General features: G+C 72.2%; 13 protein-coding genes and 3 pseudogenes. 7 read left to right on the top strand and 9 right to left on the bottom strand.

Annotated features, from left to right (window positions below):
• Nucleotides 1-74: 74 nt before the first annotated feature.
• Entirely contained in the window at nucleotides 75-344 is a 270-nt protein-coding gene (locus QFZ75_RS40815; RefSeq protein ID WP_307545874.1) for a PqqD family protein, read from the top strand.
• Between the two features lie 61 nt (nucleotides 345-405).
• On the opposite strand, the gene QFZ75_RS40820 is transcribed toward QFZ75_RS40815, so the two are convergent.
• On the bottom strand, nucleotides 406-672 hold the full coding sequence (locus tag QFZ75_RS40820) for a PqqD family protein (RefSeq protein WP_307545875.1): 267 nt from the start codon (nucleotides 670-672) through the stop codon (nucleotides 406-408).
• A gap of 370 nt (nucleotides 673-1,042) precedes the next feature.
• Nucleotides 1,043-1,813: a thioesterase II family protein gene (locus QFZ75_RS40825; protein ID WP_307545877.1), complete on the bottom strand. Its 771-nt coding sequence runs from the start codon at nucleotides 1,811-1,813 to the stop codon at nucleotides 1,043-1,045.
• Between the two features lie 561 nt (nucleotides 1,814-2,374).
• Here QFZ75_RS40825 and QFZ75_RS40830 point away from each other — a divergent pair.
• From QFZ75_RS40830 to QFZ75_RS40850, 5 genes are all read left to right on the top strand, one after another.
• Nucleotides 2,375-5,146 carry an AAA family ATPase gene (locus tag QFZ75_RS40830; protein ID WP_307545879.1) on the top strand — a complete coding sequence of 924 codons (2,772 nt, stop codon included), beginning with the start codon at nucleotides 2,375-2,377 and terminating at the stop codon, nucleotides 5,144-5,146.
• A 45-nt stretch (nucleotides 5,147-5,191) separates the two neighbouring features.
• Nucleotides 5,192-5,983 (top strand): ABC transporter ATP-binding protein, encoded by a 792-nt coding sequence (locus tag QFZ75_RS40835; RefSeq protein ID WP_307545881.1) that lies wholly within the window; start codon nucleotides 5,192-5,194, stop codon nucleotides 5,981-5,983.
• Between the two features lie 5 nt (nucleotides 5,984-5,988).
• Entirely contained in the window at nucleotides 5,989-7,344 is a 1,356-nt protein-coding gene (locus tag QFZ75_RS40840; protein ID WP_307545941.1) for an FtsX-like permease family protein, read from the top strand.
• A gap of 185 nt (nucleotides 7,345-7,529) precedes the next feature.
• Nucleotides 7,530-7,949, top strand: coding sequence for an SRPBCC family protein (locus QFZ75_RS40845; RefSeq protein ID WP_307545883.1), 420 nt, complete (start codon nucleotides 7,530-7,532; stop codon nucleotides 7,947-7,949).
• A 116-nt stretch (nucleotides 7,950-8,065) separates the two neighbouring features.
• Nucleotides 8,066-9,511 carry an MFS transporter gene (locus QFZ75_RS40850; RefSeq protein WP_307545885.1) on the top strand — a complete coding sequence of 482 codons (1,446 nt, stop codon included), beginning with the start codon at nucleotides 8,066-8,068 and terminating at the stop codon, nucleotides 9,509-9,511.
• Between the two features lie 263 nt (nucleotides 9,512-9,774).
• Here the strand turns inward: QFZ75_RS40850 and QFZ75_RS40855 are convergent, their stop codons facing one another.
• Nucleotides 9,775-10,293, bottom strand: coding sequence for a flavin reductase family protein (locus tag QFZ75_RS40855; RefSeq protein ID WP_307545887.1), 519 nt, complete (start codon nucleotides 10,291-10,293; stop codon nucleotides 9,775-9,777).
• A 130-nt stretch (nucleotides 10,294-10,423) separates the two neighbouring features.
• On the bottom strand, nucleotides 10,424-11,275 hold the full coding sequence (locus QFZ75_RS40860; RefSeq protein WP_307545889.1) for a mycofactocin-coupled SDR family oxidoreductase: 852 nt from the start codon (nucleotides 11,273-11,275) through the stop codon (nucleotides 10,424-10,426).
• Nucleotides 11,276-11,961: 686 nt separating this feature from the next.
• Here QFZ75_RS40860 and QFZ75_RS41315 point away from each other — a divergent pair.
• Nucleotides 11,962-18,085: pseudogene (locus QFZ75_RS41315) on the top strand (type I polyketide synthase).
• Nucleotides 18,086-18,230: 145 nt separating this feature from the next.
• Here the strand turns inward: QFZ75_RS41315 and QFZ75_RS40875 are convergent.
• The 5 genes and pseudogenes from QFZ75_RS40875 to QFZ75_RS40895 all read right to left on the bottom strand — a co-directional run.
• A complete protein-coding gene (locus QFZ75_RS40875; protein WP_307545896.1) occupies nucleotides 18,231-18,437 on the bottom strand; it encodes a ferredoxin in 207 nt (68 codons plus the stop codon).
• A 101-nt stretch (nucleotides 18,438-18,538) separates the two neighbouring features.
• Nucleotides 18,539-19,762, bottom strand: coding sequence for a cytochrome P450 (locus QFZ75_RS40880; protein WP_307545898.1), 1,224 nt, complete (start codon nucleotides 19,760-19,762; stop codon nucleotides 18,539-18,541).
• A gap of 180 nt (nucleotides 19,763-19,942) precedes the next feature.
• Nucleotides 19,943-20,566 (bottom strand): acyl carrier protein, encoded by a 624-nt coding sequence (locus QFZ75_RS40885; RefSeq protein WP_307545900.1) that lies wholly within the window; start codon nucleotides 20,564-20,566, stop codon nucleotides 19,943-19,945.
• Nucleotides 20,567-20,641: 75 nt separating this feature from the next.
• Nucleotides 20,642-20,761 (bottom strand): annotated as a pseudogene (locus QFZ75_RS40890) (KR domain-containing protein); the annotation flags it as partial.
• A gap of 118 nt (nucleotides 20,762-20,879) precedes the next feature.
• Nucleotides 20,880-25,181: pseudogene (locus tag QFZ75_RS40895) on the bottom strand (type I polyketide synthase); the annotation flags it as partial.
• Between the last annotated feature and the right edge of the window lie 40 nt (nucleotides 25,182-25,221).

Raw genomic sequence — 25,221 nt, forward strand, 5'->3', positions numbered from 1 at the left:
CGGATGGTCGTGGGGGCGGCCACCTGTCAAAGACATGGAACGGCGGACTGCGCGGGGTCCGCGGGGAGGCAATCGTGGCCATTCGACCCGAGCCGGGCGTGACGGCGGTCGTCCTGGAGAACGGGTACCTGGAGTTGTACTCACAGCACTCGGGGACCCGGATCTGCTGGGGGCCGGTGAACACGGCGATGTGGCTCGCCATCCGCCAGCACGACGGACAGCTGGACGCGGCGGCCGATCTGCTGGCGACGCTGTGGGACGTGGACCCGCTGTACATGCGCTCGGATCTCGATGTGTGGGTGAGTGAGCTCGGCGATGCCGGGCTGGTGCGCAACGAGCCCTGAGCGGGCACGGCGGACAGGTGCCCCGGCGGCGGGGCCGGGGCGCGGATCAGGCGGCGCGGGGTCAGGGCTCGGTGCGCACCAGCCCGGCGGCGCCCAGTTCGTCCGCCCACATCTCCAGTTCCGCGTGAATGAGAACGGATTCCGAATTCCACAGCACGGACAGGGCGTCGGCGGCCTCGCCCAGGTTTCCGTCGTGCTGGCGCAATGCGATCCACATGGCGGCGGCGAGCGGCGCGAACTTGTGTGTCTCGCCGCTGCTCGTGAGCAGGAGGAGTTCCCCGCTTTCCAGCACGGTGGCCGTCACCCCCGGCTCGGGTCGAACTCGCATGGATCCCCCCTCCTTGCGGCAATCCACGCGCCCGGCTAGCCGAGGGGGTGCAAAAACGCAAGAGGCCGAAAAAGGCCGCTTCGGCGGCGACACCACGGACAGTTACTTTAATCGGGAACAGACCCTGAGACGTCGGTGAACCGTGGGATGCTCGGCCGACCGGGTGCGCGGGGCGCCTGTCGCGCAAGAGTGCGCCCGCGACGGTCGGGAGACAGTCTGGACCGACATTCTTATTTTATCTGCAGTTTACAGAGACGTAAAGAGCAGTAGCGGAGAGTTCCGGCGGAAGTGAACTGCGTTCGGGGAATCGGGGAGAAAACGGCAGGGGCACCGCGACCGCGCGGTGCCCCTGCCGTGCTTCGGCCGGCGGCTAGCGGTGTCCGGAGGCGGGCGTCTGCGACAGGTGACCGGAGATCTCGGACATCACGGCGGCGGCGTGGGAGTTGAGGAAGAAGTGCCCGCCGGTGAAGCGGCTCACCCGGAACGGCCCGTTCGTGTGCTCCTGCCAGGCGTCCGCCTCCTCGGGGGTCACCTGCGGGTCCTCCTCGCCGACGAGGGCGAGCACCGGGCAGTTCAGCCGCGGTCCGCCGGTGAAGCGGTAGGTCTCCGCGGCGCGGTAGTCGTTGCGGACGGCCGGCAGGATCATGCGCAGGATCTCCGGGTCGCCCAGCACCTGGGTGTCGGTGCCGCTGAGCTTCTTCAGCTCCTCGATGAGGGTGTCGTCGCCGGCCAGGTGGACGGCTTCGTCCCGGAAGCGCGAGGGGGCGCGCCGGCCCGAGGCGAACAGTCCCCGCAGGACCACGCCCCGGCTCTCGAGCCGCAGGGCGACCTCGAAGGCCAGGGACGCGCCCATGCTGTGGCCGAAGAGGGCCAGCGGGCGGTCCGCCCACGGCAGCAGTTCCTCCACCACGGCGTCGGCGAGCCCGGCGACGGTGTCGATGCAGGGCTCGCCGCGGCGGTCCTGGCGGCCCGGGTACTGCACGGACAGCACGTCGACGTGCGGCGACATGGCCCGTGAGACCGGGAAGTAGAAGGTGGCCGAGCCTCCCGCGTGGGGGAAGCAGACCAGCCGCACGGGCGCTTCGGGCGCCGGATGGAACCGGCGGATCCACGCGCCGGTGCCGGCGGATGATCCAGTCATGGCTTCTCGGCTTCCTCTCGGGTGCTGCCGTCCGGACCCCGCCGGCCCGGTGCCCGGACGGCTCCACGGCCGCGGGCCGCGGGGCCGCCGCGCCGCAATTGCGGGTTCACCGAAAGGAGCGGGCGTGTTCCGATTCCCGACACCGACGTGTGTGCGGAGCCGCGGGTTTCATGACCTTCGTAAAAGAAAGGCAAAAAAACGGCAAGGGTGTTCCGGGTTGTCCCGGCATCTCATTCAATCTGTCTGTGCATGAACGCCACCAGAGGGGGGAACCCCCTACTCTGCGGATGAATCCCCCTACGCGTGCACCGATTCGCGTGAAGGCAGCTTCCGGGAATCCGTCAAGCATGTGGAAGTTCATGGCGGTTCGGTACGCATCGGCATCCGAAAATGGCGTGAATTCTTCCCGGCACTTAATGCCCTGCAGGTTCTGGCCACTGCGCTCGAGTTGGAGTAGACCTAGTCTCGAATCGTTCACATGTACCGTCCATTCTTCATCCACCGGTGCCGCGCGAGCGGCCGGCGGGTGGCGGACGGTTTCCATGACATTCGGGGGCTTCGGTGACGCTGGTCGGTCGCGACTCGGTACTGCACACACTGCACGACGCACTGGAGAGATGCGTGCCGGGGGAGGCGCACACCGTTCTGGTGGAGGGGGCGGCGGGGTGCGGCAAGAGCGAGCTGCTGGACACCTTCGCCGAGCGGGCGTCGGGACAGGGGGCGCTGGTGCTGCAGGCCGTCGGATCGGCGGCCGAGCGCACGCTGGCGCTGGGGGTGATGCACCAGCTGGCCTCCTGCGCCTCGCCCGGTTCGCTGCCGGTGCCCGCGGCGGCCGGCAGTGAGCTGTCGCGGACCGCGGCCATGCACGCGTTCTGCGCGGCCCTGCGGACCCTGACCGCCCGGACGCCGGTGGTGGCCTGCGTGGACGACCTGCACCACGTGGACGACGCCTCGCTGCGCTTCTTGGCCCACATCCTGCGCCACGCGCGGTCGGCGGCGTTCCTGCTGGTCGTCGCCGGGCCCGTGCACGACAGCCGGCGCCACCGCGACTTCCGTACGGAGCTGCTGCGGCGTACGAACGTCACCCTCACCCGCCTGGAGCTGTTCACCCTGGCGCAGACGGGTTCCGCGCTGGCCGGCCGCGGCCGGACCGGGCGCGACGCGAAGCTCGTGGGCGCCCTGCACGCGCACAGCGGCGGCAATCCGCTGCTGCTGCGGGCGCTGGCGGAGGAGTACGAGTGGGCGGCCCCGCAGGCCGCCGCCGCGGCCGCCGGCGGCGGGCCGCACCGCCCCTTCCCGGCCGTGGACGGCCTGTTCGTGGCGGCGGTCGACAGCTGCCTGCGCCGCAGCGGCGCCGGGGCGCCGCAGGTCGCGCAGGCCCTGGCGGTCCTCGACGGCGAGGGCAGCGACCAGGAGCTGGGCCGGCTGGTGGAGCTGCCGGCCGCGGACGTGGCCCGCGCGCTGGCCTCGATCACCGCCGCGGGCATCGTGGAGCAGCGGCGTTTTCGCCACCCGGTCGTCGCGGCGGCGCTGCTGGACCGGATGGATCCGGCCGAGCGCGCGCTGCTGCACCGGCGGGCCGGGGAGGTCCTGCACGCCGGCGGGCAGCCCAGCGGCAAGGTGGCCCGGCACCTGGTGGCGGCCCAGCACGAGGGCGGCCGGCTGCCCGGGGCCGCCTGGGTGAGTGACGTGCTGCGCGAGGCCGCCGAGCAGCTGGTCGCCGCGGACGACATACGCCAGGCCGCAGCCGTCCTCGAACTGGCCCACGCGGGCAGCGCCGACGAACAGCAGCGCGCGGAGATCAAGACCCGGCTGGCGTCGGTCACCTGGCGGTTCAACCCCTCGGCGGCCGAGCAGCACCTGTCGGCGCCGCTGGGCATGCTGCGCGAGGGCGGGCTGGGGGTCGAGCGGATGGAGCCGCTGGCCGCGGCCCTGGCCACGCAGGGCCGGGTGGCGGAGGCCAACGAGGTGGGCGCGCACATCAGCGCGGCGCTGGGCACCGAGTACGGCTCGCGCGCCGAGAGCGGCGAGCGGCAGCTGTCCGACGGCCCGCAGGACCGCGAGGCGGCCCGCAGCGAAAGGATTCTGCAGAGCACGGTGCTGCAGGACTCCACGCTGCTGGCGCTGGTGCGGGCCATCCGCACGCTGGTGCACTGCGAGCAGCCCGAGCGGGCCGCGACCTGGTGCGGTCAGCGGCTGGAGGAGGCGGCCCGCTGCAACGCCCCCACCTGGCAGGCGACGTTCGCCACGCTGCACGCCGAGGCGCTGCTGCGCCTGGGCGACCTGCCCGGGGCCAAGGAGTACGCGCTGCTGGCGCTGGAGTTCCTGCCCCAGCGCAGCGGCAACGCCTTCGCGGGCAGTCCCACCGCCCATCTGATCCGGGCGCACACGGGCATGGGCCGGCACGCGGAGGCGGCCGCCCAGCTCGAACAGCCGGTGCCCGACACGCTCTTTCGCAGTGTGCACGGACTGGCCTACCTGCGCGCCCGCGGTCTGCACTGGCTGGCCACCGGCCAACTGCGCGCCGCACTGGCCGACTTCCTGGAGGTGGGCCGGCTGGCCCGGGAGTGGGGCATGGACCGGCCCGCCGTGCTGGCCTGGCGCGGCGACGCCGCGGAGGCCCTGCTGCAGCTCGGGGACCAGGAGCGGGCGGAGAAGCTGATCATGCAGCAGCTGGCCGGTCCCGACGCCCGCAGGTCCTGGGTGCGCGGGACGTCGCTGCGGCTGCGGGCGGCCCTGCAGCCCCCGCAGGCCCGCGTCCCCGTGCTCCACCAGGCGGTGGAGGAGCTGCGCAAGTCCGGGGACCGGGTGGAACTGGCCAGGGCGCTGGCCGATCTCGGCCAGGTGCTCCAGGAGCTCGGCGACGCCGCCCAGGCCGGGGTGTTCTCCCGGCAGGCGTGGGGGCTGGCCGAGAACTGCGGTGCGCGCCCGCTGCGCGAGCGGATCCTGCCGGGCGCCGTGGGCGAGCGGGCGCCGGCGGGCCGCGCGCCGCGGACGCCGGCGGCGGGCGAGAGCGAGTACCGGCTGAGCGAGTCCGAGCGGCGGGTGGCCACCCTGGCGGCCCGCGGCTACACCAACCGCCAGATCTCGCGCGAGCTGTACATCACCGTCAGCACCGTGGAGCAGCACCTGACCCGGGTCTACCGCAAGCTGAGCATCACCAGGCGCCAGGACCTGCCGGCCGATCTGCAGCTCGCCGCGCGCGAGGCCGCCTCCCGCGAGAGCGCCCCGGCGGCGCCGGGTGCCACCCCTATCCCGGCGCGTAGGGGTGTGCTGGGTACACCCGCGCACTCGGGTGCTGCGCCCATCGCGGCGCCCGCGCGCCGTCCGTAGCGTCTTTCCCGAAGGCGCACCGGGCGCCGTTGGAGGAGACTGCAGATGTCCAGGTTGAAGCACCGGGCGCCCGCCGGGAGCAGCGATGCGCTGCGCCTCGAATCGGTCAGCAGGGTCTACGGCACGGGTGCCGGTGCCGTGCGGGCCCTGGACGACGTGTCGCTGACGCTGGCGCCCGGCACGTTCACCGCGGTGATGGGGCCCTCCGGTTCGGGCAAGAGCACGCTGCTGCAGTGCGCGGCGGGCCTGGACCGTCCCACCTCCGGCCGGGTGTTCGTGGACGGCGGGGAGATGGCCGCCGGCAGCGAGGCCCGGCTGACGAGGTTCCGCCGCGAGCGGATCGGCTTCGTCTTCCAGCACTTCAACCTGCTGCCCATGCTGACGGTCCTGCAGAACGTGACGCTCCCGCTGCGGCTGGCCGGCAAGCGCATCGACCGGGCGCGCTGCCGTGCGGTGCTGGAGCGGGTGGGGCTGGGCGACCGGCTGGACCACCTGCCCTCGCAGCTGTCCGGCGGCCAGCAGCAGCGGGTGGCCATCGCCCGCGCCCTGGTCACCGAACCGCGTGTGGTCTTCGCCGACGAGCCGACCGGCGCGCTGGACACCCGCAGCGCCCGGGACGTGCTGGGGCTGCTGCAGGAGGCCGTGCGCTCCTACGGGCAGGCCGTCGTGATGGTCACCCACGACCCGGTGGCCGCCTCCTACGCGGACAGCGTGCTCTTCCTCGCCGACGGCCAGCTGGTGGGCATGATGGAGCGCCCGGGCGCCGAGGCGATCGCCGAGCGGATGACCCACCTGGGCGACGAAGTGGCCCGGCGCCGTGTGACGGCGGGTGCATGACGATGATGTCCTTGGCCCTTCGGTCGCTGCGCCACCGCGCGGGCGGCTTCCTGGCGAGCTTCCTCGTCATGTTCCTCGGCGCCACCATGCTGATGTCGTTCGCGTCGATGCTGGACACCGCGCAGGACAAGGCGGTCGACGCGAACAGCGAGGAGACCCTCACGACGCTGGCCGGTGTGGTCGGCGGCTGGGGTCTGCTGCTGGTCGTCTTCGCCGTGACCTCGACGCTGACCCTGTCCGTGCAGCAGCGCAGCAGCGACATGGCCCTGCTGCGCAGCGCGGGCGCCACCCCCGGACAGGTCACCCGGATGATCATGAGTGAGGCGGCGGTGCTGTCCGTGCTGGCCTCACTGCTGGCCGTGCCGTCGGCGATCTTCAGCGGGCGGGCCCTGCTGGAGGTGCTCATCGACACCGACCAGGTGCTGCCCGCCGTGTCCTACCACTTCGGCCCGATCGCCCTGGGCATGGGCGTGGGCATCACCTTCGTGGCCGCCACCCTGGCCGCCACGCTGGCGGCCCGCCGCACGGCCCGGATGCGGGTGGCGCAGGCGGCCGCCGAGGCCGCCACCGGCACCCGTCGGCTGGGCCGGATCAGGATCGCCGCGGCGGTGCTGTTCCTGGCCGGCGGCATCAACCTGGGCGTGATGACCGTGGTGCTGGAGCACAAGAAGACGGCGGAGATCATGCAGACCGCCGGCTCCGCGTCGATCCTCGTCGCGATCGGCCTGGCGCTGCTGTCCCCGCTGCTCCTGCGCGCGGTCACCGCCGTGCTCGGCGCCCCGCTGCAGCGGCTCACCGGGGTCAGCGGCTATCTGACGGTGCAGAACGTGCGCCGCCGCGCGGACCGGTTGGGCACGGTCCTCATGCCGATCATCCTGTTCGTCGGCATCGGCACCGGCACCTTCTACATGCAGGCCATCGAGAACGCGGCGACCACCGCCGAGGGCATCACCAAGACCACCGAGCAGCGCAACATCGAGACGCTGAACTTCGTCGTCATCGGGACCGTCGTGCTGTTCGCCTGCATCATGCTGGTGAACGTCCTGATCGCCGCCACCACCCACCGCGGCCGCGAGTTCGGCCAGCAGCGGCTGGTGGGGGCGACACCGCGCCAGGTGCTGCGGATGGTGGGCGCCGAAGGCGTCCTGCTGGCCCTGACCGGTGTGCTGTTCGGCTCGATCGCCGCGCTCGCCACCGTGCTGCCCTTCACGGTGGCCCGGACCGAGGACGTCGTGCCCGACACCTCCCTGGCCATCTACCTGACGATCGTGGCGATCGCGGCCGGTGTGACCCTGCTGGCGAGCACCGCCACCGCACGGCGCCGGCTGCGCACCCCGGCCGTCGAGGCCGTCGCCGCCTGACCTGGAGAACCGCCGCCCCCACGGGCGGGTCCCGGCACCTCACCGAGGTGCCGGGACCCGCCCTTTTCCCGTGCCCGCGAGGGAAGTTGGGCCGGTTCACGGTTAACGGTTGCGGCCACCCGAGGCCATCTGTACATTTGTCTTAAGCGTAAGTACGTATAGAACAAATGACAGGAGTCACCGTCATGTGGGAGACCACCCAGAGCGCCGAGACCACCGCGGGCCCCGAGGCCGTGTGGAGCCGTTACGAGGACCCCACGACGTGGCCGGCCTGGAACCCCGACCTGGTCACCCTGGACCGCAGCGGCCCCTTCGTCACCGGCGCCACCGGCACCGTCACCAACGAGGGCCGCCCGCCGGCGCCGTTCACCTTCACCGCCGTCGAGACGGGCAAGGCCTTCACGATGGAGACCCGGCCGGGCGGCGACCTGATCGCGCAGTCCGTCTGCGAGCTCACCGCGCTGGACAACGGCGGCACCTTGATCACCCACACGATGCGCCTGGAAGGCCCCTCGGCCGACCAGGTCGGCGCGGCGCAGGGATCGGTGCTCAGCGCCGGCCTGTCGACCGGCGTCCTGGAGCTCGCGGAGCTCGCGGCCCGCTAGGCCCGAGGCCGCACACGCTTTTCGCGGGCCCCGCCAGCGGTGGCCCGCACGGCAGTTGACCAGGCGCGCGGGACTGCGACCCCGTCCGCCGACACCTTGAGTAAGGAGAGTCCGTCATGAAGAAACGGACGATCGCGATCACCGTTCTTGTCACCGCGCAGTTCATCGACCTGGTCGACACCACGATCACCAACGTCGCCCTGCCCTCCATCCAGAAGGACCTGCACGCCACCGACGCCCACCTCGAATGGATCATGGCCGGCTATCTGCTGGCCTTCGCCGTCCTGCTGATCACCGGCGGGCGCATGGGCGACATCTTCGGCCGGCGCACCATGTTCCTCATCGGCGTCGCCGGATTCGGCGTCTCCTCGCTGTGGGCGTCCGCGGCGGACACCGGACAGGCGCTGGTGGCGGCACGCGTGATCCAGGGCGCCTTCGCGGGCGTGATGGTCCCCCAGGTCCTGTCCTCGGTACAGGTGATGTACGAACCCGCCGAGCGCGGCAAGATCTACGGGCTGATCGGTGCCATGAGCGCCCTGGGCTCCGTGGTCGGCCTGATCGTCGGCGGCTGGATGGTCGACGCCGACCTCTTCGGTCTCGGCTGGCGGTCCGTGTTCATCGTCAACGTGCCCATCTGCCTGGCCCTGCTGGCCATGGCGAGCCTGTTCGTGCCCAACAGCCGCTCCGAACACCCCCTCAAGCTCGACATCGTCGGAGTGGTCCTGGCGGCCTCCACCGTCTTCCTCGTGGAGTTCCCGCTGATCGACGGCCGGATGGCCGACTGGGCCCCGTGGATCTGGGGCATGCTGGCCGCCTCCCCCGTCGTCCTGGTGCTGTTCATCCTCCAGCAGCGCGCCAAGCAGCGGCGCGACGGCTCCGCGCTGCTGCCCCTGAGCCTCTTCTCCGACCACGGCTTCAACAGCGGCCTGATCGTGCAGGTCCTGTTCTGGACGGCCAACGGCTGCTACATCCTCACGCTGGGCTACTACCTGCAGATCGCCCTGTCCTTCTCCCCGCTGGCCACCGGCCTGACGATCTTCGCCATGTCGGTCGGCTCCATCGTCGTGTCACCGGCCGGCGACCCGCTGGCGAAGAAGTTCGGCAAGTACGTCATCTTCGTCGGCGGACTCATCCAGGCCGCCGCCTTCGTCTGGGTGATCTACAACATCCACGACAAGGGTCAGAGCCTGTCCGGCTGGGACCTGGCCCTGGGCCTGGGCGTCTCCGGCGCCGGCATGGTGCTGCTCATCGTGCCGCTGCTGGACGAGTCCCTGCGCACCGTCCCCACCGCCGCGGCCGGCGCCGCCTCCGGCGCCTTCGCCACCTTCCAGCAGGTCGGCTACTCCTTCGGCGTGGCCATCGGCGGTGTCGTCTTCTTCAACACGGCCGGCGACCGCCCGACCTTCGACACCCTCAACGACGGTGTCACCAAGGCCCTGTGGATCACCGTGGCCGCCTTCGCGCTGTCGGGCATCTGCGCCCTGTTCATGCCCAAGCCCGCCCCGCACGCCGAAACCACCCGGCACCCCGACGACGCCCCGGCGGTGGCCGCCGGCCACTGACCCCACCGTCACCCGCCCCCGAACACAGGGCAGGGGCCCGGACCGCACCCGGTCCGGGCCCCTGCCCTGCCGCGGCACACACCCCGTGCCGCCCTGCGCCACCCCGCACCGCCCGCCACCGCACCGCCCGCGCGGCATCCCGCCACCGCCCGCTCCCGGGCACACCGACGGGCCGGCGGTGGCGGGATCCCCCGTTCCCGGGAGGGTCCCGCCACCGCCGGCCCGCGGCCGTACACCTGCTGCGCCTGCTGCTTGAGGGGGCCTCAGTCGGGCAGGGCGTGAAAACCCCGGCGGAAGTACACCGCCGGCGCGACCTCACGCACCCGCACATCCCTCACCCGGCCGACCAGGATGGTGTGGTCGGCGACGTCGTACCTGACGTAGGACTCGCATTCCATCACCGCGGCGGCCTCCTCGAACACCGGATGGCCCGCCGCGGTGACCGTGAAGTCACCCCCGCCGAACTTGTCCACCCCGCGGGTGGCGAACCGCGTCGCGAGGTCCGCACGCCGGTGCGGCACGACCTGCACGACCCACGAGTCGGCCTTCGCGAACGCCGTATGGCACTGGGCGGTGCGCGCCAGACAGACCAGGACCAGCGGCGGATCCACCGACAGCGAACAGAACGACGTGGCGGTGAAGCCGCGCCACGCCCCCTGGTCGTCGGTGGTGGTCACGACGGTCACACCACTGGGGTACGAGGCCATCGCCTCCCGGAACCGCGTCGACAGCTCTTCGGCGAAGGGCGCCGGCGCTGCCGCGTGCGGCAGGGCGTGCGTCATCCGAAATACCTCCTTCGGTGCCCGGCCGGGCCCAGGGCCGCGCCGGGGGGCCGCCCGCCGCGGCCACGGATCGGGATCACCGCCGCTCCCCCGGCGCACCGGGAGAGCGACGCAGTGCTGAACTCACCGCTCACTTGCCGTTCTTGACCACCGCGCCGCCGTCCACCCGCAGCTGTGTGCCGGTGACGAAGCGGGACTCGTCGGACGCGAGGTAGGTGACCGCGTGCGAGACGTCGATCGGCTCCACGTACGGGATCGGCTGGGCCTGCACCATGGCGAAGCCCGGCTCCGCGTCCTCGCGCACCGGGTGCTCCAGGTCGGGGCGGAACACCTTGTACATGGCCTCGTTGTGCAGCATCGGCGTGTTGACGTTGGTGGGGTGCACCACGTTGATCCGCAGACCCTGGGGCGCCAGGAACGGCGCGAACCAGTTCACGTAGTGACCCAGCATCTGCTTGGTGAAGGCATAGCCGATACCGCCGGGACCCATGCCGCCCGGGTCACCGCCGTAGGAGGCGAAATAGGCCGCGGCCGAACCGATGAGGATGACCGAGGCACCCTCCTGCAGATGCGGCAGCGCGGCATGGACCGTGTTCAGCGTGCCGCTGAGGTTCACGTCCACGGCCTCGGCGAACGCGGTGAGCGGACGGCCGGCACCGACCGGGCCGATGGCGGCGTTCGCCACCACGACGTCCAGCCGGCCGAGCTCGGCGACCCCCTCGTCGATCGCCTTGCGCAGCGCGGCACGGTCGCGGATGTCGGCCACCTTGGTGACGACCCGGCGGCCGGTCTTCTCCACCAGCCGGGCCGTCTCGGCCAGTTCCTCGACGGTACCCAGCGGATACCCGACGACCTCGATGTCCTCACCGAGGTCGATCGCGATGATGTCGGCACCTTCCTCGGCCAGACGCACAGCATGGCTGCGCCCCTGCCCGCGTGCCGCACCGGTGATGACGACGACCTTGCCTTCTACCCGGCCCATAGGGCCCTCCAGACGCTCTGCTGCAGTGACATGACGGACGGCGGGCCCGGAAACGCGGGCCGGGCAGGCATGGGGCTGCCGAAAGGACGCGGAAAGGAGCACGCGGAACATCTCGAGTGCCCCGGCAACGCGCCATGTGCCGACTCGAAATCTTTGTACCGTCCCCACCCCGCCGAAAGGCGGGCCGCCGTCCCCCTATTCACGCGCGAAGCGACGACTTAGGGGGCCGCCGGACCCCGCGCACCGCCCGGCGCCGGCGCCACCGCCGCGCGGCACACCCCCGGCACATCCCCGGCACATCCCTGCTCGGACCGGCCCGCCCGGCCCACCCGCCCGGCAGGCCGGCCACCACCGCCCGCCCCGCGGCCCCGCCGCACGGGCAACTTCCCCAAGGGGCCTGTTAAGGGGACTTCTTAGGGGTTACGGCCGTACCGCACTGCCCTACCGTGAGCTGACCGTTCCTTTCGCGCGGGCCCGCGGCATCCGGCGCCCCGCACGAACACCCCCGCCCGGTTCTGGGACACGGCAACCGGAATTCCCGGGACGACCGCCGGGCCGTTCCGAGCCGGTGTTCCGCGTCGCGGCACCCGCCCGCCGGCGCTTCGACGCCTGTCCAATATCCACCACGTGACACGGGAAGTGGGAAGACCGAGATGGCGAACTCCGACCAGCGTCTTGTCGAGGCACTGCGGGCATCCCTCAAGGAGACCGAGCGGCTGCGCGGCCAGAACCGCAAGATGTCGGCCGCGCAACGGGAGCCGATCGCGATCGTCGCGATGGCGTGCCGCTACCCGGGCGGCGTCACCTCGCCCGAAGAGCTGTGGCAGCTGGTCGCCGACGGCCGCGACGCCGTCTCCGCCTTCCCCGCCGACCGCGGCTGGGACGCGGACGTCTTCGACCCCCAGCCCGGACGGACCGGCAAGACCTACGCCCGCGAGGGCGGCTTCCTGCACGACGCCGCCGACTTCGACGCCGCGTTCTTCGGCATCAGCCCCAACGAGGCCCTGGTGATGGACCCCCAGCAGCGCCTGCTGCTGGAAACCGCCTGGGAGGCCCTCGAACGCGCCGGCATCGACCCCGCCACCCTCAAGGGCAGCCGCACCGGCGTCTTCGCCGGAACCATGTACCACGACTACCCCTACAGCAGCGCCGCCGGATCGATCACCTCCGGCCGCATCTCCTACACCCTGGGCCTGGAGGGACCGGCCGTCTCCGTCGACACCGCCTGCTCCTCCTCCCTGGTCGCCCTGCACCTGGCCGCCCAGGCCCTGCGGTCCGGGGAATGCTCCCTGGCCCTGGTGGGCGGCGTCGCCACCATGGCGACCCCCGAGGTCTTCGTGGAGTTCAGCCGCCAGCGCGGCCTGGCCCCCGACGGCCGCTGCAAGTCCTTCGCCGACTCCGCCGACGGCGTCGGCTGGGGTGAGGGCGCCGGCATCCTGCTGGTGGAACGCCTCGCCGACGCCCGCCGCAACAACCACCCCGTCCTCGCGGTGGTACGCGCCAGCGCCGTCAACCAGGACGGCGCCTCCAACGGCCTCACCGCCCCCAACGGCCCCTCCCAGCAACGCGTCATCCGCCAGGCCCTGGCCGGCGCCGCCCTGTCACCGGACGACGTGGACGTGGTCGAGGCCCACGGCACCGGCACCACCCTCGGCGACCCCATCGAGGCCCAGGCGTTGCTGGCCACCTACGGCCAGGACCGCCCCGCCGACCGGCCCCTGTGGCTGGGCTCCATCAAATCCAACATCGGCCACACCCAGGCCGCCGCCGGCGTGGCCGGCATCATCAAGATGGTCATGGCCATGCGCCACGACGTCCTGCCCAAGTCCCTGTACGCCGACCAGCCCTCCAGCAAGGTCGACTGGGAGGCAGGGGCGGTGGAACTGCTCACCGAGCCGCGTCCCTGGCCGGCCACCGACGACGGCCGCCCGCGCCGCGCCGGCATCTCCTCCTTCGGCATCAGCGGCACCAACGCCCACGTCATCGTGGAAGAACCCCCGCCGGCGGAACCCCCGGCCGATCCGGTCGACGCCGCCGCCCCGGTCGCGAGTTCGCCAGGTTCGACGGGTTCGACGGGTTCGGTGAGTTCGTCGGTGGTGCCGTGGGTGATCTCCGCGCGTGGCGCCGATGCGCTGCCCGCGCAGGCCGAGCGCCTGGCGCAGTGGGTGAGGGACCATCCCGGCCTGGCCCCCGCCGACATCGGCTTCTCCCTCGTGTCCTCGCGGGCCGTGCTGGAGCACCGGGCGGTGGTGGTGGGCCGCAGCCGCGAAGAGCTGCTGGCCGCGCTCACCGCCTCGACCGGGACGCCGGTACGCGCACGGACCTCGGGCCGCACCGCCGTCCTCTTCACCGGCCAGGGCAGTCAGCGTCTGTCCATGGGCCGGGAGTTGTACGAGGCGTTCCCGGTGTACGCATCTGCTTTCGACGCGGTGTGCGAAGCGTTGCAGGGCCGGCTGGAGCGGCCGTTGCGGGAGGTGGTGTGGGGCCAGGACGCTGATGTCCTCAACCGCACCGTGTTCGCGCAGGCCGCGCTGTTCGCCGTGGAGACCGCGTTGTTCCGTCTGCTCGAATCGTGGGGGGTGCGGCCGGACTTCGTGGCCGGGCATTCCATCGGTGAGATCACCGCCGCCCACGTCGCCGGTGTCCTGTCCCTGGAGGATGCAGCGACGCTGGTGGCGGCGCGGGGCCGTTTGATGGACGCGCTGCCCTCCGGCGGCGCGATGCTCGCCGTCGAAGCCACCGAGGACGAGGTCCTGCCGCTGCTGAATGGTGTGGTGGGGATTGCTGCGGTCAACGGGCCCACTTCCGTGGTGGTTTCCGGCGCCGAAGCCGACGTGGAGACGGTTGACGAGCACTTCCGTGCGCTGGGTCGTAAGAGCACCCGGCTGCGGGTCTCGCACGCCTTCCATTCGCCGTTGATGGAGCCGATGCTCGATGAGTTCCGCACGGTGGCCGCCTCGTTGACGTATGCGGAGCCGAAGCTGGCCGTCGTATCGAACGTGAGCGGCGTCCTGGCGACGGCCGGGCAGTTGACCGACCCCGAGTACTGGGTGAGTCATGTGCGTGAGGCGGTGCGCTTCGCGGACGCGGTGAAGGCCCTGCACGGTGCGGGCGTGACCCGGTTCGTGGAGTGCGGTCCCGATGCCGTGCTGACGGGCCTGGCCCGCCAGGTCCTTGACGGCGTCGACGAGGTGACCTACCTGCCGGTGCTGCGCAAGGACCGGCCCGAGGACGTCACCACGCTCACCGCGCTCGGTGGGCTGTTCGCCTCCGGCGCAGTCGTGGACTGGGACGCCTTCTACGCCGGACACGGCGCCACCCGCGTGGACCTGCCGACGTACGCCTTCCAACGCGAACGCTACTGGCTCGACGCACTGGACGGTGGCGCCGATGTCGCTTCGGCCGGACTCGACACCGCCGAACACCCCCTGCTCGGCGCCACGATCACCCTCGCCGACGACGACGGCGTGGTCCTCACCGGACGGCTGTCCACCGACACCCAGCCCTGGCTCGCTGACCACGTCGTCAGCGAGGTGATCCTCTTTCCCGGTACGGGGTTTGTGGAGTTGGCGTTGTATGCGGGTGAGCAGGTGGGGTGTGGGGTGTTGGAGGAGTTGACGCTCCAGGCGCCGCTGGTCCTGCCGCGGGGCGGGGGTGTGCAGATCCAGGTGGCGGTCGGCGGTGCCGATGAGTTGGGTGCGCGGACGCTGACGGTGCATTCGCGTCCGCAGCGGGAGCAGGATCTGCAGGCCGCGCCGTGGCTGCTGCATGCGCAGGGCACCGTCCACAACGATGCGGGCGCGGTGGTGGCGGGTGAGGATCTGGCGGTGTGGCCGCCGGCCGGTGCCCGGCGGGTGGAGGTCGCGGACGCCTACGCGATGCTGCTGCGTCAGGGGTATGCCTACGGTCCCGTCTTCCAGGGCTTGAAAGCGGCCTGGCGGCGTGGTGACGAGGTGTTCGCCGAGGTCGAACTTCCCCAGGAAGAACATGACCAGGCCCGGCAGTTCGGCGCTGCACCCGGCCCTTTTGGACGCGGCCATGCATGCCGCGCTGGTCGACGACAGCGGTGAGCGCGACGGTGAACCCGTCCTGCCGTTCGTGTGGAACCAGGTCCAGCTCCAGGCCACCGGCGCCACCAACCTGCGCGTCCACATCACGCCGGACGGTGAGAACAGTGTCAGCGTGCGCGTGGCCGACAGCGCGGGCGGCTCGGTGCTGTCGGTGGGCTCGGTGGTCGGACGTCCCGTATCGGTCGGGCAGTTGGAGTCGGCCGGCGCGGTACTGGAGCGGTCGTTGTGGCGGGTGGACTGGACTCCGGCAGCCACCACTGAAACTGCCCCCCTGCCGCTGTGGGACGACGTGCAGGATGCGCAGGATCTGCCGCCTGTTGTGGTGTGGGAGGTGCCGCGCACGGAGGGCTCGGTTTTGGAGCGGACCCGGTCGGTGACCGGTGCCGTGCTGGAGCGGGTGCGGCAGTGGCTGGACGATTCGCGTGCGGCTTCCTCGCGGCTGGTGGTGGTGACCCGCAACGCGGTCAGCATCCCCACCGACACCAGCACCGACACGGCCGATGTGGATGTGGCGGTGGCGGGTGTGTGGGGTGTGCTGCGGGCCGCCGCTGCGGAGAACCCGGGCCGTTTCACCGTCGTCGACCTCGACGCCGACGCGGACGTCGCTGTCGTGGCGGGTGCCGTGCAGGCGGGGGAGAGCGAACTGGCCGTCCGCGCAAGCCGGGTGCTGCTGCCCCGGCTGGTACGCGCTCTGGCTCCCGGTGAGGGCACGGTGGCGGACACGGCGGACGTACCGGATGCGGTTGGTGTGTCGGGTGTGGGGTGGGGTTCGGGGACGGTGCTGGTGACCGGTGGCACCGGGGGTCTGGGTGCGTTGGTGGCCCGGCATCTGGTGCGTGAGCGCGGGGTGCAGGATCTGCTGCTGACCAGCCGCCGCGGCCTCGAAGCGGCCGGCGCAAGTGACCTGGTGGCGGAACTGGAGACGCTGGGGGCGCGGGTGCGGGTGGCCGCGTGTGATGTGGCCGACCGTGGTGCACTGGCCCGTCTCCTGGCCGGCATCGACCCGCAGTACCCGCTGTCGGGTGTGGTGCACGCAGCCGGTGTGATGGACAACGCCCTGGTACAGGACGTGGACCAGGAGCGTCTGGAGCGGGTGCTGGCGCCCAAGGCGGACGCGGCCTGGCATCTGCACGAGCTGACCGCGCACCTGGAATTGTCGGCGTTCGTGCTGTTCTCCTCCGCGGGCGGCATGGTACTGGCCGCGGGGCAGGCCAACTACGCGGCCGCCAACACGTTCCTGGACGCGCTGGCCGCCCACCGCCACCACCTGGGCCTGCCCGCGACCTCCCTGGCCTGGGGCCTGTGGAGCGCCGCCACCGGCATGAACCGCGCCCAGGCGGACGCGGAGACGCGGATGGCGCGGCTGGGCCTGCCCGCCCTGCCCGTCGAGGAGGCGCTGGGTCTGCTGGATCGCGCCGTGGACCGGCCCGGGCAGCCGCTGCTGATCCCGCTGCGGATCGACACCACCGCACTGCGCGGCCAGACGACGCTGCCCGCCCTCCTCAAGGGACTGGTCCCGGTGGCGCGTCGTACGGCCTCCGGTGCCGCGTCGGCGGACTCCCTGCGCGAGCGGCTGCTCGGGCTGGAGGAGGCCGAGCAGACCCGGGTGCTGACGGAGGCGGTCCTGAAGTATTCCGCCTCGCTGCTGGGTCACGGCACGGTGGACGCGGTGGATCCGGAGCGCGACTTCCTGGAGGCGGGCTTCGACTCGCTGAGCGCCATGGAGCTGCGCAACAGTCTCAACGCGGCCACCGGGCTGCGGCTTGCGGCGATGGTGGTCTTCGACAACAAGAACCCCGCCGCGCTCGCCCGGTTCGTACAGGGCGAGTTCGCGGTGTCGGCGGCCGGATCGCCGGGCGGCGGGCCGCACGGCGCGGGCCCGGCGCAGGACGACGACGCCGCGTCGGACACGCTGAGCGCACTGTTTCGCAGGGCCGTCCTGTCGGGGCCGATGGCGAAGGCGTTCGACCTGCTGGCCGCGGTCGCCAATGTGCGGCCCAGCTTCTCCTCGGTGCAGGACCTCGGTGCGCCGCCGCCGCCGGTGAAGCTGGCCGAGGGGCCCGGCAGTCCCCGGCTGATCTGTGTCAGTACGCCGATGGCGACCGGCGGGGTCTACCAGCAGGCGCGGCTGGCCTCGCATTTCCGCGGGGTGCGGCAGGTGTCGGCGGTGCCGGTGTCGGGCTTCGGTTCCCAGGAGAGCCTGCCCGCCACCGCCGGGGCGGCCATCGAGGCCCTGGCGGAGAGTGTGCTGGTGGCGGCGGACGGCGAGCCGTTCGTCGTGCTGGGGTATTCCGCGGGCGGGCTGCTGGCCCACGTCACCGCGCAGTACCTGGAGAAGGTGCGGGGCACCGCGCCGGCCGCGGTGGTGCTGCTGGACAGCTACCGGGCCGACAGCGGCCGCAACGACCTGGACGAGGGGATGGTGCTGAGCATGCTGGAGAAGGAGTCGACCCTGGGCAGGTTCGACAGCTACCGGCTGTCCACCATGGGGCGTTACGTGGAGCTCGTACCGAAGCTGGTGACGGAGCCGATCGGGGCGCCGGTGCTGTTCGTGCAGTGCACCGAGTCGTTCTCCCCGGCCGGCGCCGAGGACACGGCCGTGCACGGGGACGACTGGCAGGCGAAGCCGTGGGATCCCTCGCACACCGTGCGGACGGTGGCGGCCAATCACTTCAGCATCCTGGAGGAAGCGGCCGGGGACACCGCGCGGATCATCGAGGAGTGGATCAGCACGTTGTGACGGCGCCCGGCACGGCGCGGCGCGGGCCCGCACCGTCACGGTGCGGGCCCGTCGTGGTGAGAGGGGGGCGGGCTGTCCCGCTCCCCCGGTGCCGCGCCGCGGGGGTGCTGCCCGGTGCGGTGCGCCGGGCAGCACCTCCCTGCGGTCAGCGGCGTTTGCCGCGCTCCAGGAAGATCGCCGAGACGGGGCACAGGAGCACCGCGCGTTCGACGGACGCCAGGTCGTGCGTGTCCGGGACGTCCTGGAGGAGGACGACCCGGCCGTCCTCCTCGTCCTGGGTGAATACGGCGGGCTGTGTGAAGACACACGCGCCCGAGCCGATGCAGCGGTCGTGCTCGACGGTGATGCGCACCGCTCTCTGCCTCCTTCGCTTCCGCGTCCCTCGTCCCTCGTCCCGCATGCCGCATGCCTCGTCCCGCGTCCCGCGGGGGTGTGCGGTGGGGTCCCGGCGTGTCACCAGGTGACGGGAAGCGCGTCCAGTCCCTGGATCAGCGTGGACTTCTTGAAGGGCAGCTCGTGCGCGGGCACCGCGAGGCGCAGGGTCGGGATGCGGGCGAAGAGGGTGTTGTAGACGATCTCCAGCTCGACCCGGACGAGGCTGGATCCGGGGCACTGGTGGATGCCGTGGCCGAAGGCGGAGTGCAGGCCGATCTCGCGGAAGATGTCGAGGGTGTCGGGGTTCTCGAAGGCCCGTTCGTCGCGGTTGGCCGACCCGTTCAGGGCGATGATCCCCTCGCCCTTGCGGATGAGGACGCCCGCGATCTCGATGTCCTCGGTGGCGGTGCGGGAGGTCGCGGAGTCGGCGATGCTCAGGTAGCGCAGGAGTTCCTCGATGGCGTTCCTGGTGAGGGAGGGGTCCCGTTTGAGGTGCGCCAGCTGGTCGGGGTGCTCCAGCAGCACCCCGACCCCCAGGACGATCATGTTGGTGAGGGTGTCGAAGCCGCCGGAGATGAGCATCCGGGCGAGGGCGACGATCTCACGGTGGGTCAGGGTGTTGCTCTCGCTGTTCTTCGTCACGACCCGGCCCAGCAGGTCGTCGGCCGGCTCGTTCTCCTTGGAGGTGACCAGCTTGCCGAGGTAGGCGTCCATCTCCTCCATCGCCAGGGCGATGTCCTGGGGTGTGACGTCGTTGCGGACGGTGCGCTCGGCGAAGTCACGGAAGTAGGGGATGTCCGCGGCCGGCACGCCCAGCAGTTCGCACAGGATGAGCGAGGGCACGGGGATGGCCAGCTCGGTGAGCAGGTCCAGGGGTCCGCCCTTGTCCAGCATGGCCGTGACGTGCTCGTCCACCACTTCCTGGATGCGCTCGCGCAGTGCCTGGACGCGTTTGACGGTCAGCTCGGGGATGATCGCCCGCCGGTGCAGGGCGTGCTGGGGCAGGTCCATCGCCACCAGCGGGGTCTCCATCGCCGCGAGGGCTTCCGGGGGGACGGGGACCTGCAGCGGGTAGCCGGGGTTGACGAAGCTCGAACTCATGTGGGGCTCGGTCAGGACCTGCCGTACGTGCTCCTGGCGGGCCACGACCCAGACCTCCTTGCCGGAGACCGCGAGCTTCACCCGGGAGACGGGCTGGTCCGCGCGCAGGCCGGCGTACTGGTCCGGGGGCTGGAAGGGGCACTTGCGTTCCATGGGGAAAAGCGGCGGGGCGTCCTGCGGCTGTCTTGGGCCTTCGCTCATCACACACACTCCTGAGGGCTCCTGGGGGATGGCTCCTCCTTCTGTGCGCGCAGTATGTTGCCGTTCCCGGCGGCCGGGACATCCCCTACCGCCCCCTATAAATCAAGCCACCGCGCCTTACGGGTTTCGGCCCGGGCGCGGTGGCGGTCGCGGCGGGGTGGCGGGGCGCCACCCCGCCGCTCACTTGAAGACTTCCAGTTCGCTGTCGAGGATGTCGAAGAGCTCGTCGGCGGAGGCCGCCACGAGGTCCGCGTCCACGCTGGGCGCGTCGGTCTCGAACAGCAGCTCCGTCAGGTAGGCGGCCAGGTCACTGGCTGAGGGGTGGTCGAAGACCAGCATCGGGGGCAGGTTGCGGTCGGCCAGGGTGACCATCCGGTTGCGCAGTTCCAGGGCGCTGAGCGAGTCGAAGCCGATGTCCAGGAACCCCCGGTCGGGGTCGATGGCCTCGAAGTGGCTGTGGCCCAGGACGTCGGCGGCCCTGGCCCGCACCATTTCCAGCATGCGGCGGTCGCGCTCGGCGGCGGGCAGTGCGGACAACAGCTCCACCGCGGTGGCACCGGCCCCGGTGCCCGCCTCGGCGCGCGCCGCCCTGCGGGCGGGGCCGCGCACCAGTGCGCGCAGCAGCGCCGGCACCTCACCGGTGCGGGTGCGCAGCACGGCGGTGTCGATCCGCATCGGGACGACGACGCTCTCGCCGCTCGCCAGCGCGGCGTCGAACAGGGCCAGGCCCTCCTCCGCGGTGAACGCGGGCAGTCCCTGGCGGCGCATGCGCTCCAGGTCGGCCTCGCTCAGTTCCCGGCTCATGCCGGAGTCGATGCCCCAGGCGCCCCAGGCCAGCGAGACGGCGGGCAGTCCCTCGGCGCGGCGGCGTACCGCCAGCGCGTCGAGGAAGACGTTGGCGGCCGCGTAGCCGGCCTGTCCCTGGGCGAGGACCAGGCCGCCGGCCGAGGAGTACAGCACGAACATCGACAGGTCGCTGTCCCGGGTCAGTTCGTGCAGGTGCCAGGCGGCGTCCGCCTTGGGGGCCGAAGCCCTCGTCGAGCCAGTGCGGCGGCCAGGTGGCGACCAGGCCGTTGTGGACCACGCCCGCCACGTGCACCACGCCGGTCAGCGGGTGCTGGGCGGGTACCGAGGCCAGCAGGTCCCGCAGGGCCCGGCGGTCGGAGACGTCGCAGGCGGCGACGGTGGCCTGGGCGCCCAGTGCGGCGAGTTCGGCGACCAGTTCGTCGGCGCCGGGGGCCTGCTGTCCGCGCCGGCTGGTCAGCAGCAGGTGGCGTACGCCCCGCTCGGTGACCAGGTGGCGGGCCAGCAGCGCGCCCAGGCCGCCGGTGCCGCCGGTGATCAGGACCGTGCCCTGCGGGTCCAGTGCCCGTTCGGCGGGCGGCGGTTGCACGGCCGTGGCCTTCGCCAGCCGGGGCACGAGCACCTCGCCCGCCCGGATCGCGGCCTCGGTCTCCCCCGAGGCGACCACGCCGGCCAGGCTCTTGAGGGATTCCGGCGTGCCGTCCGTGTCGACGAGGACGAACCGGCCGGGATGTTCGGCCTGCGCCGCGCGCACCAGTCCCCACACGGGGGCCTGGACGAGGTCGGCGACCTCGTCCTCGCGGGCATGGACCGCGTTGCGGGTCACCACCACGAGCCGGGCGTCGGCGAACCGCTCCTCGCCCAGCCACTCCTGCACCCGGCCCAGTACGTCACGGCTGGTCGTGTGCACGGCGTCGAGGAGGCCCGCCGTCGGCGCGGGGCAGTCGTAGAGCACGGCGTCGGGCACGGACCGGGCGGTGAGCGCGTCCTCCCAGGAGAGCAGGGCGGCGCTGCCCGCGGTGTCGGTGAAGGCGTTCCATTCGACGCGGAAGAGCGACTGGCCGACGGAGCCGCCCGACGCCCTGAGCTGCTCCGGTGAGACGGGCCGGAAGGCCAGCGCCTGCACCGAGGCCACCGGGGCCCCGGTGGCGTCGGCCAGCTCCATGGCCACCGTGCCGGGGCTTTCGCGCAGCAGGGCCACCCGCAGCGCGGTGGCGCCCACCGCGTGCAGGGTGATGCCGCCCCAGGAGAACGGCAGCAGGGTCTGCTCCTCGCCGCTGTCGCCCAGGCTCAGGGCGTGCATGGCCGCGTCCAGGAGGGCCGGGTGCAGGCCGAACCGCTGCGCCTCGGCGTGCTCGCTCTCGGGCAGGGACACCTCGGCGAACACGTCGTCGCCGCGCGTCCAGGCCGCCTTGAGGCCCTGGAAGGCGGGCCCGTAGGCGTAGCCCTGACGGAACAGCAGGTCGTACATGCCGCTGACGTCCATAGGGGTGGCGCCCTGTGGCGGCCACTGGGTGAGGTCGGCGGCGGGTGTCACGGTGCCCTCGGCGAGGGCGCCGACGCCGTGCAGGGTCCAGGGCACGTCGGCCGCGGCGGCCGGGTCGCGCGAGTAGATGTGCAGGGTGCGCCGGCCCTCCGCGTCCGGGGTCCCGATGGACACCTGGACCTGGAGTCCCCCGCGTTCGGGCAGGATCAGCGGTGCCTGCAGGATCAGCTCCTCCAGTACGCCGCAGCCCACCCGCTCCCCCGCGCGGACCGCCAGCTCCACGAAGCCGGTGCCGGGCAGCAGGAGGCTGCCCAGGACGTCGTGGTCGGCGATCCAGCGCTGTGAGTCCAGTGCCAGCCGGCCGGTCAGCACCACACCGTCGGTGTCGGCGAGTCCCACCGAGGCGCCGAGCATCGGGTGGTCCACGTCGTGCTGGCCCACGGCCGACACGCCCAGGCTCACCCCGGCGTGCGCGTCGACCCAGTAGCGCTGGTGCTGGAAGGCGTACGTGGGCAGGTCCACGCGCTCGGCCGCGTGGGCGGCGTAGAAGGCGTCCCAGTCGACTGCCGCACCGGAGGCGAACAGCCCGCCCAGCGCGGTCAGTACGGTGACGTCCTCGGGCCGGTCCTTGCGCAGCACCGGGGCGAAGGTGATCTCGTCGACGCCGTCGAGGATCTGACGGGCCAGACCTGTCAGGACGGCGTCGGGGCCGCACTCGACGAAGCGGGTGACGCCTTGGCCGTGCAGGGCCTTGATCCCGTCGGCGAAGCGCACCGCCTCACGCACGTGACCGACCCAGTACTCGGGGTCAGTCAGCTGCCCGGCCGTCGCCAGAGCACCCGTCACGTTCGACACCACGGCCAGCTTCGGCTCCACATACGTCAGCGAGGCCGCCACTGTGCGGAACTCGTCGAGCATCGGCTCCATCAACGGCGAGTGGAAGGCGTGCGAGACCCGCAGGCGGCTCACCCGGCGGCCCAGCGCACGGAAGTGTTCGTCAACCGTCTTCACGTCGGCTTCGGCGCCGGAGACCACCACGGAGGTCGGCCCGTTGACCGCGGCGATCCCCACCACACCGTCGAGCAGCGGCAGGACTTCGTCCTCGGTGGCTTCGACGGCGAGCATCGCGCCGCCGGAGGGCAGCGCGTCCATCAACCGGCCCCGCGCCGCCACCAGCGCAGCCGCATCCTCCAGCGACAGGACACCGGCGACGTGGGCGGCGGTGATCTCACCGATGGAATGCCCAGCCACGAAGTCCGGCCGCACACCCCACGACTCCAGCAGACGGAACAGCGCCGTCTCCACGGCGAACAGCGCGGCCTGCGCGAACACGGTGCGGTTGAGCAGGTCGGCGTCCTCACCGAACACCACCTCCCGCAACGGCCGCTCCAGCCGGCCCTGCAACGCTTCGCACACCGCGTCGAAAGCAGATGCGTACACCGGGAACGCCTCGTACAACTCCCGGCCCATGGACAGACGCTGGCTGCCCTGGCCGGTGAAGAGCACGGCGGTGCGGCCCGAGGGACGCGACCGGGTCACCGCGTCGTCGCCGAGCCCGGTGAGCGCGGCCAGGAGGTCCTCGCGGGTGCGGCCCACCACCACCGCCCGGTGTTCGAGGGCGGCACGGGAGGAGAGCAGGGAGAAGCCGATGTCGGCCGGGGTGAGGTGGGGGCGTTCCTCCACCCAGCGGGCCAGTTGCTCGGCCTGGGCGGGCAGTGCGCCGGCGCCGCGCGCGGAGATCACCCACGGCACCGCCGGTGAGCCGGTGGTCGTGGTGTGGGGGGTCGCCGGGGCCTGGGTGTCGGCCGGTGTCCGGGGTGTGGTCGGGGGTTCTTCGATGATGACGTGGGCGTTGGTGCCGGAGAGGCCGAAGGAGGAGATGCCGGCGCGGCGCGGGCGGCCGTCGTCGGTGGCCGGCCAGGGACGCGGCTCGGTGAGGAGCTCCACCGCCCCGGCGTCCCAGTCGACCTTGGTGGAGGGCTGGTCGGCGTACAGGGACTTGGGCATGGTGGCGTGGCGCATGGCCATGACCGTCTTGATGATGCCGGCCACGCCGGCGGCGGCCTGGGTGTGGCCCATGTTGGATTTGATGGAGCCCAGCCACAGCGGCCGGTCGGCGGGGCGTGCGCGGCCGTAGGTGGCAAGGAGGGCCTGGGCCTCGATGGGGTCGCCCAGGGTGGTGCCGGTGCCGTGGGCCTCGATCAGGTCGACCTGGTCGGGGGTGAGCTGGGCGCTGGCCAGGGCTTGTTTGATGACGCGCTGCTGGGAGGGGCCGTTGGGCGTGGTGAGGCCGCTGGAGGCGCCGTCCTGGTTGACGGCGCTGCCGCGGACGACGGCCAGGACGGGGTGGTTGTTGCGGCGGGCGTCGGACAGGCGCTCGACCAGGAGCATGCCGACGCCCTCGGAGCAGCCGACGCCGTCGGCGGACTCGGCGAAGGACTTGCAGCGGCCGTCGGGGGCCAGGCCGCGCTGGGTGCTGAAGTAGACGAACATGTCGGGGTTGGTCATCACGGTCACCCCGCCGGCCAGGGCCAGGGTGCACTCCCCCGCCCGCAGGGCCTGTACCGCCAGGTGCAGGGCGACCAGGGAGGAGGAGCAGGCGGTGTCGACGGTGACGGCCGGGCCCTCCAGGCCCAGGGTGTAGGCGACGCGGCCGGTGACCAGGCTGCCGTCGCTGCTGCCGAAGCCGTAGTCGTGGTACATGACGCCGGCGAAGACGCCGGTGCGGCTGCCCTTGAGGGACAGCGGGTCGATGCCGGCGCGTTCGACGGCCTCCCAGGACGATTCCAGCAGCAGGCGCTGCTGGGGGTCCATGCCGAGGCTTTCGTTGGGGCTGATGCCGAAGAAGGCGGGGTCGAAGTCGGCGGCGTCGTGCAGGAAGCCGCCCTCGCGGGAGACGGTGCGGCCGTTCTTGCCCGGTTCGGGGTCGTAGACGCCCTCGATGTCCCAGCCGCGGTCGGCGGGGAAGGCGGAGACGGCGTCGCGGCCGTCGGCGACCAGCTGCCACAGCTGGTCGGGGGAGGTGACGCCGCCGGGGAAGCGGCAGGCCATGCCCACCACGGCGATCGGCTCGCTGGTGGCGGCTGCGAGGTCGGCGTTCTGCCGGCGCAGGCGTTCGTTGTCCAGCATGGACTTTCTGAGCGCCTCGACGATCTGCTCGACGGATGCG

Origin of the sequence: Streptomyces sp. V3I8 (genome assembly GCF_030817535.1) — a bacterium.
Taxonomy (GTDB): Bacteria; Actinomycetota; Actinomycetes; order Streptomycetales; family Streptomycetaceae; genus Streptomyces.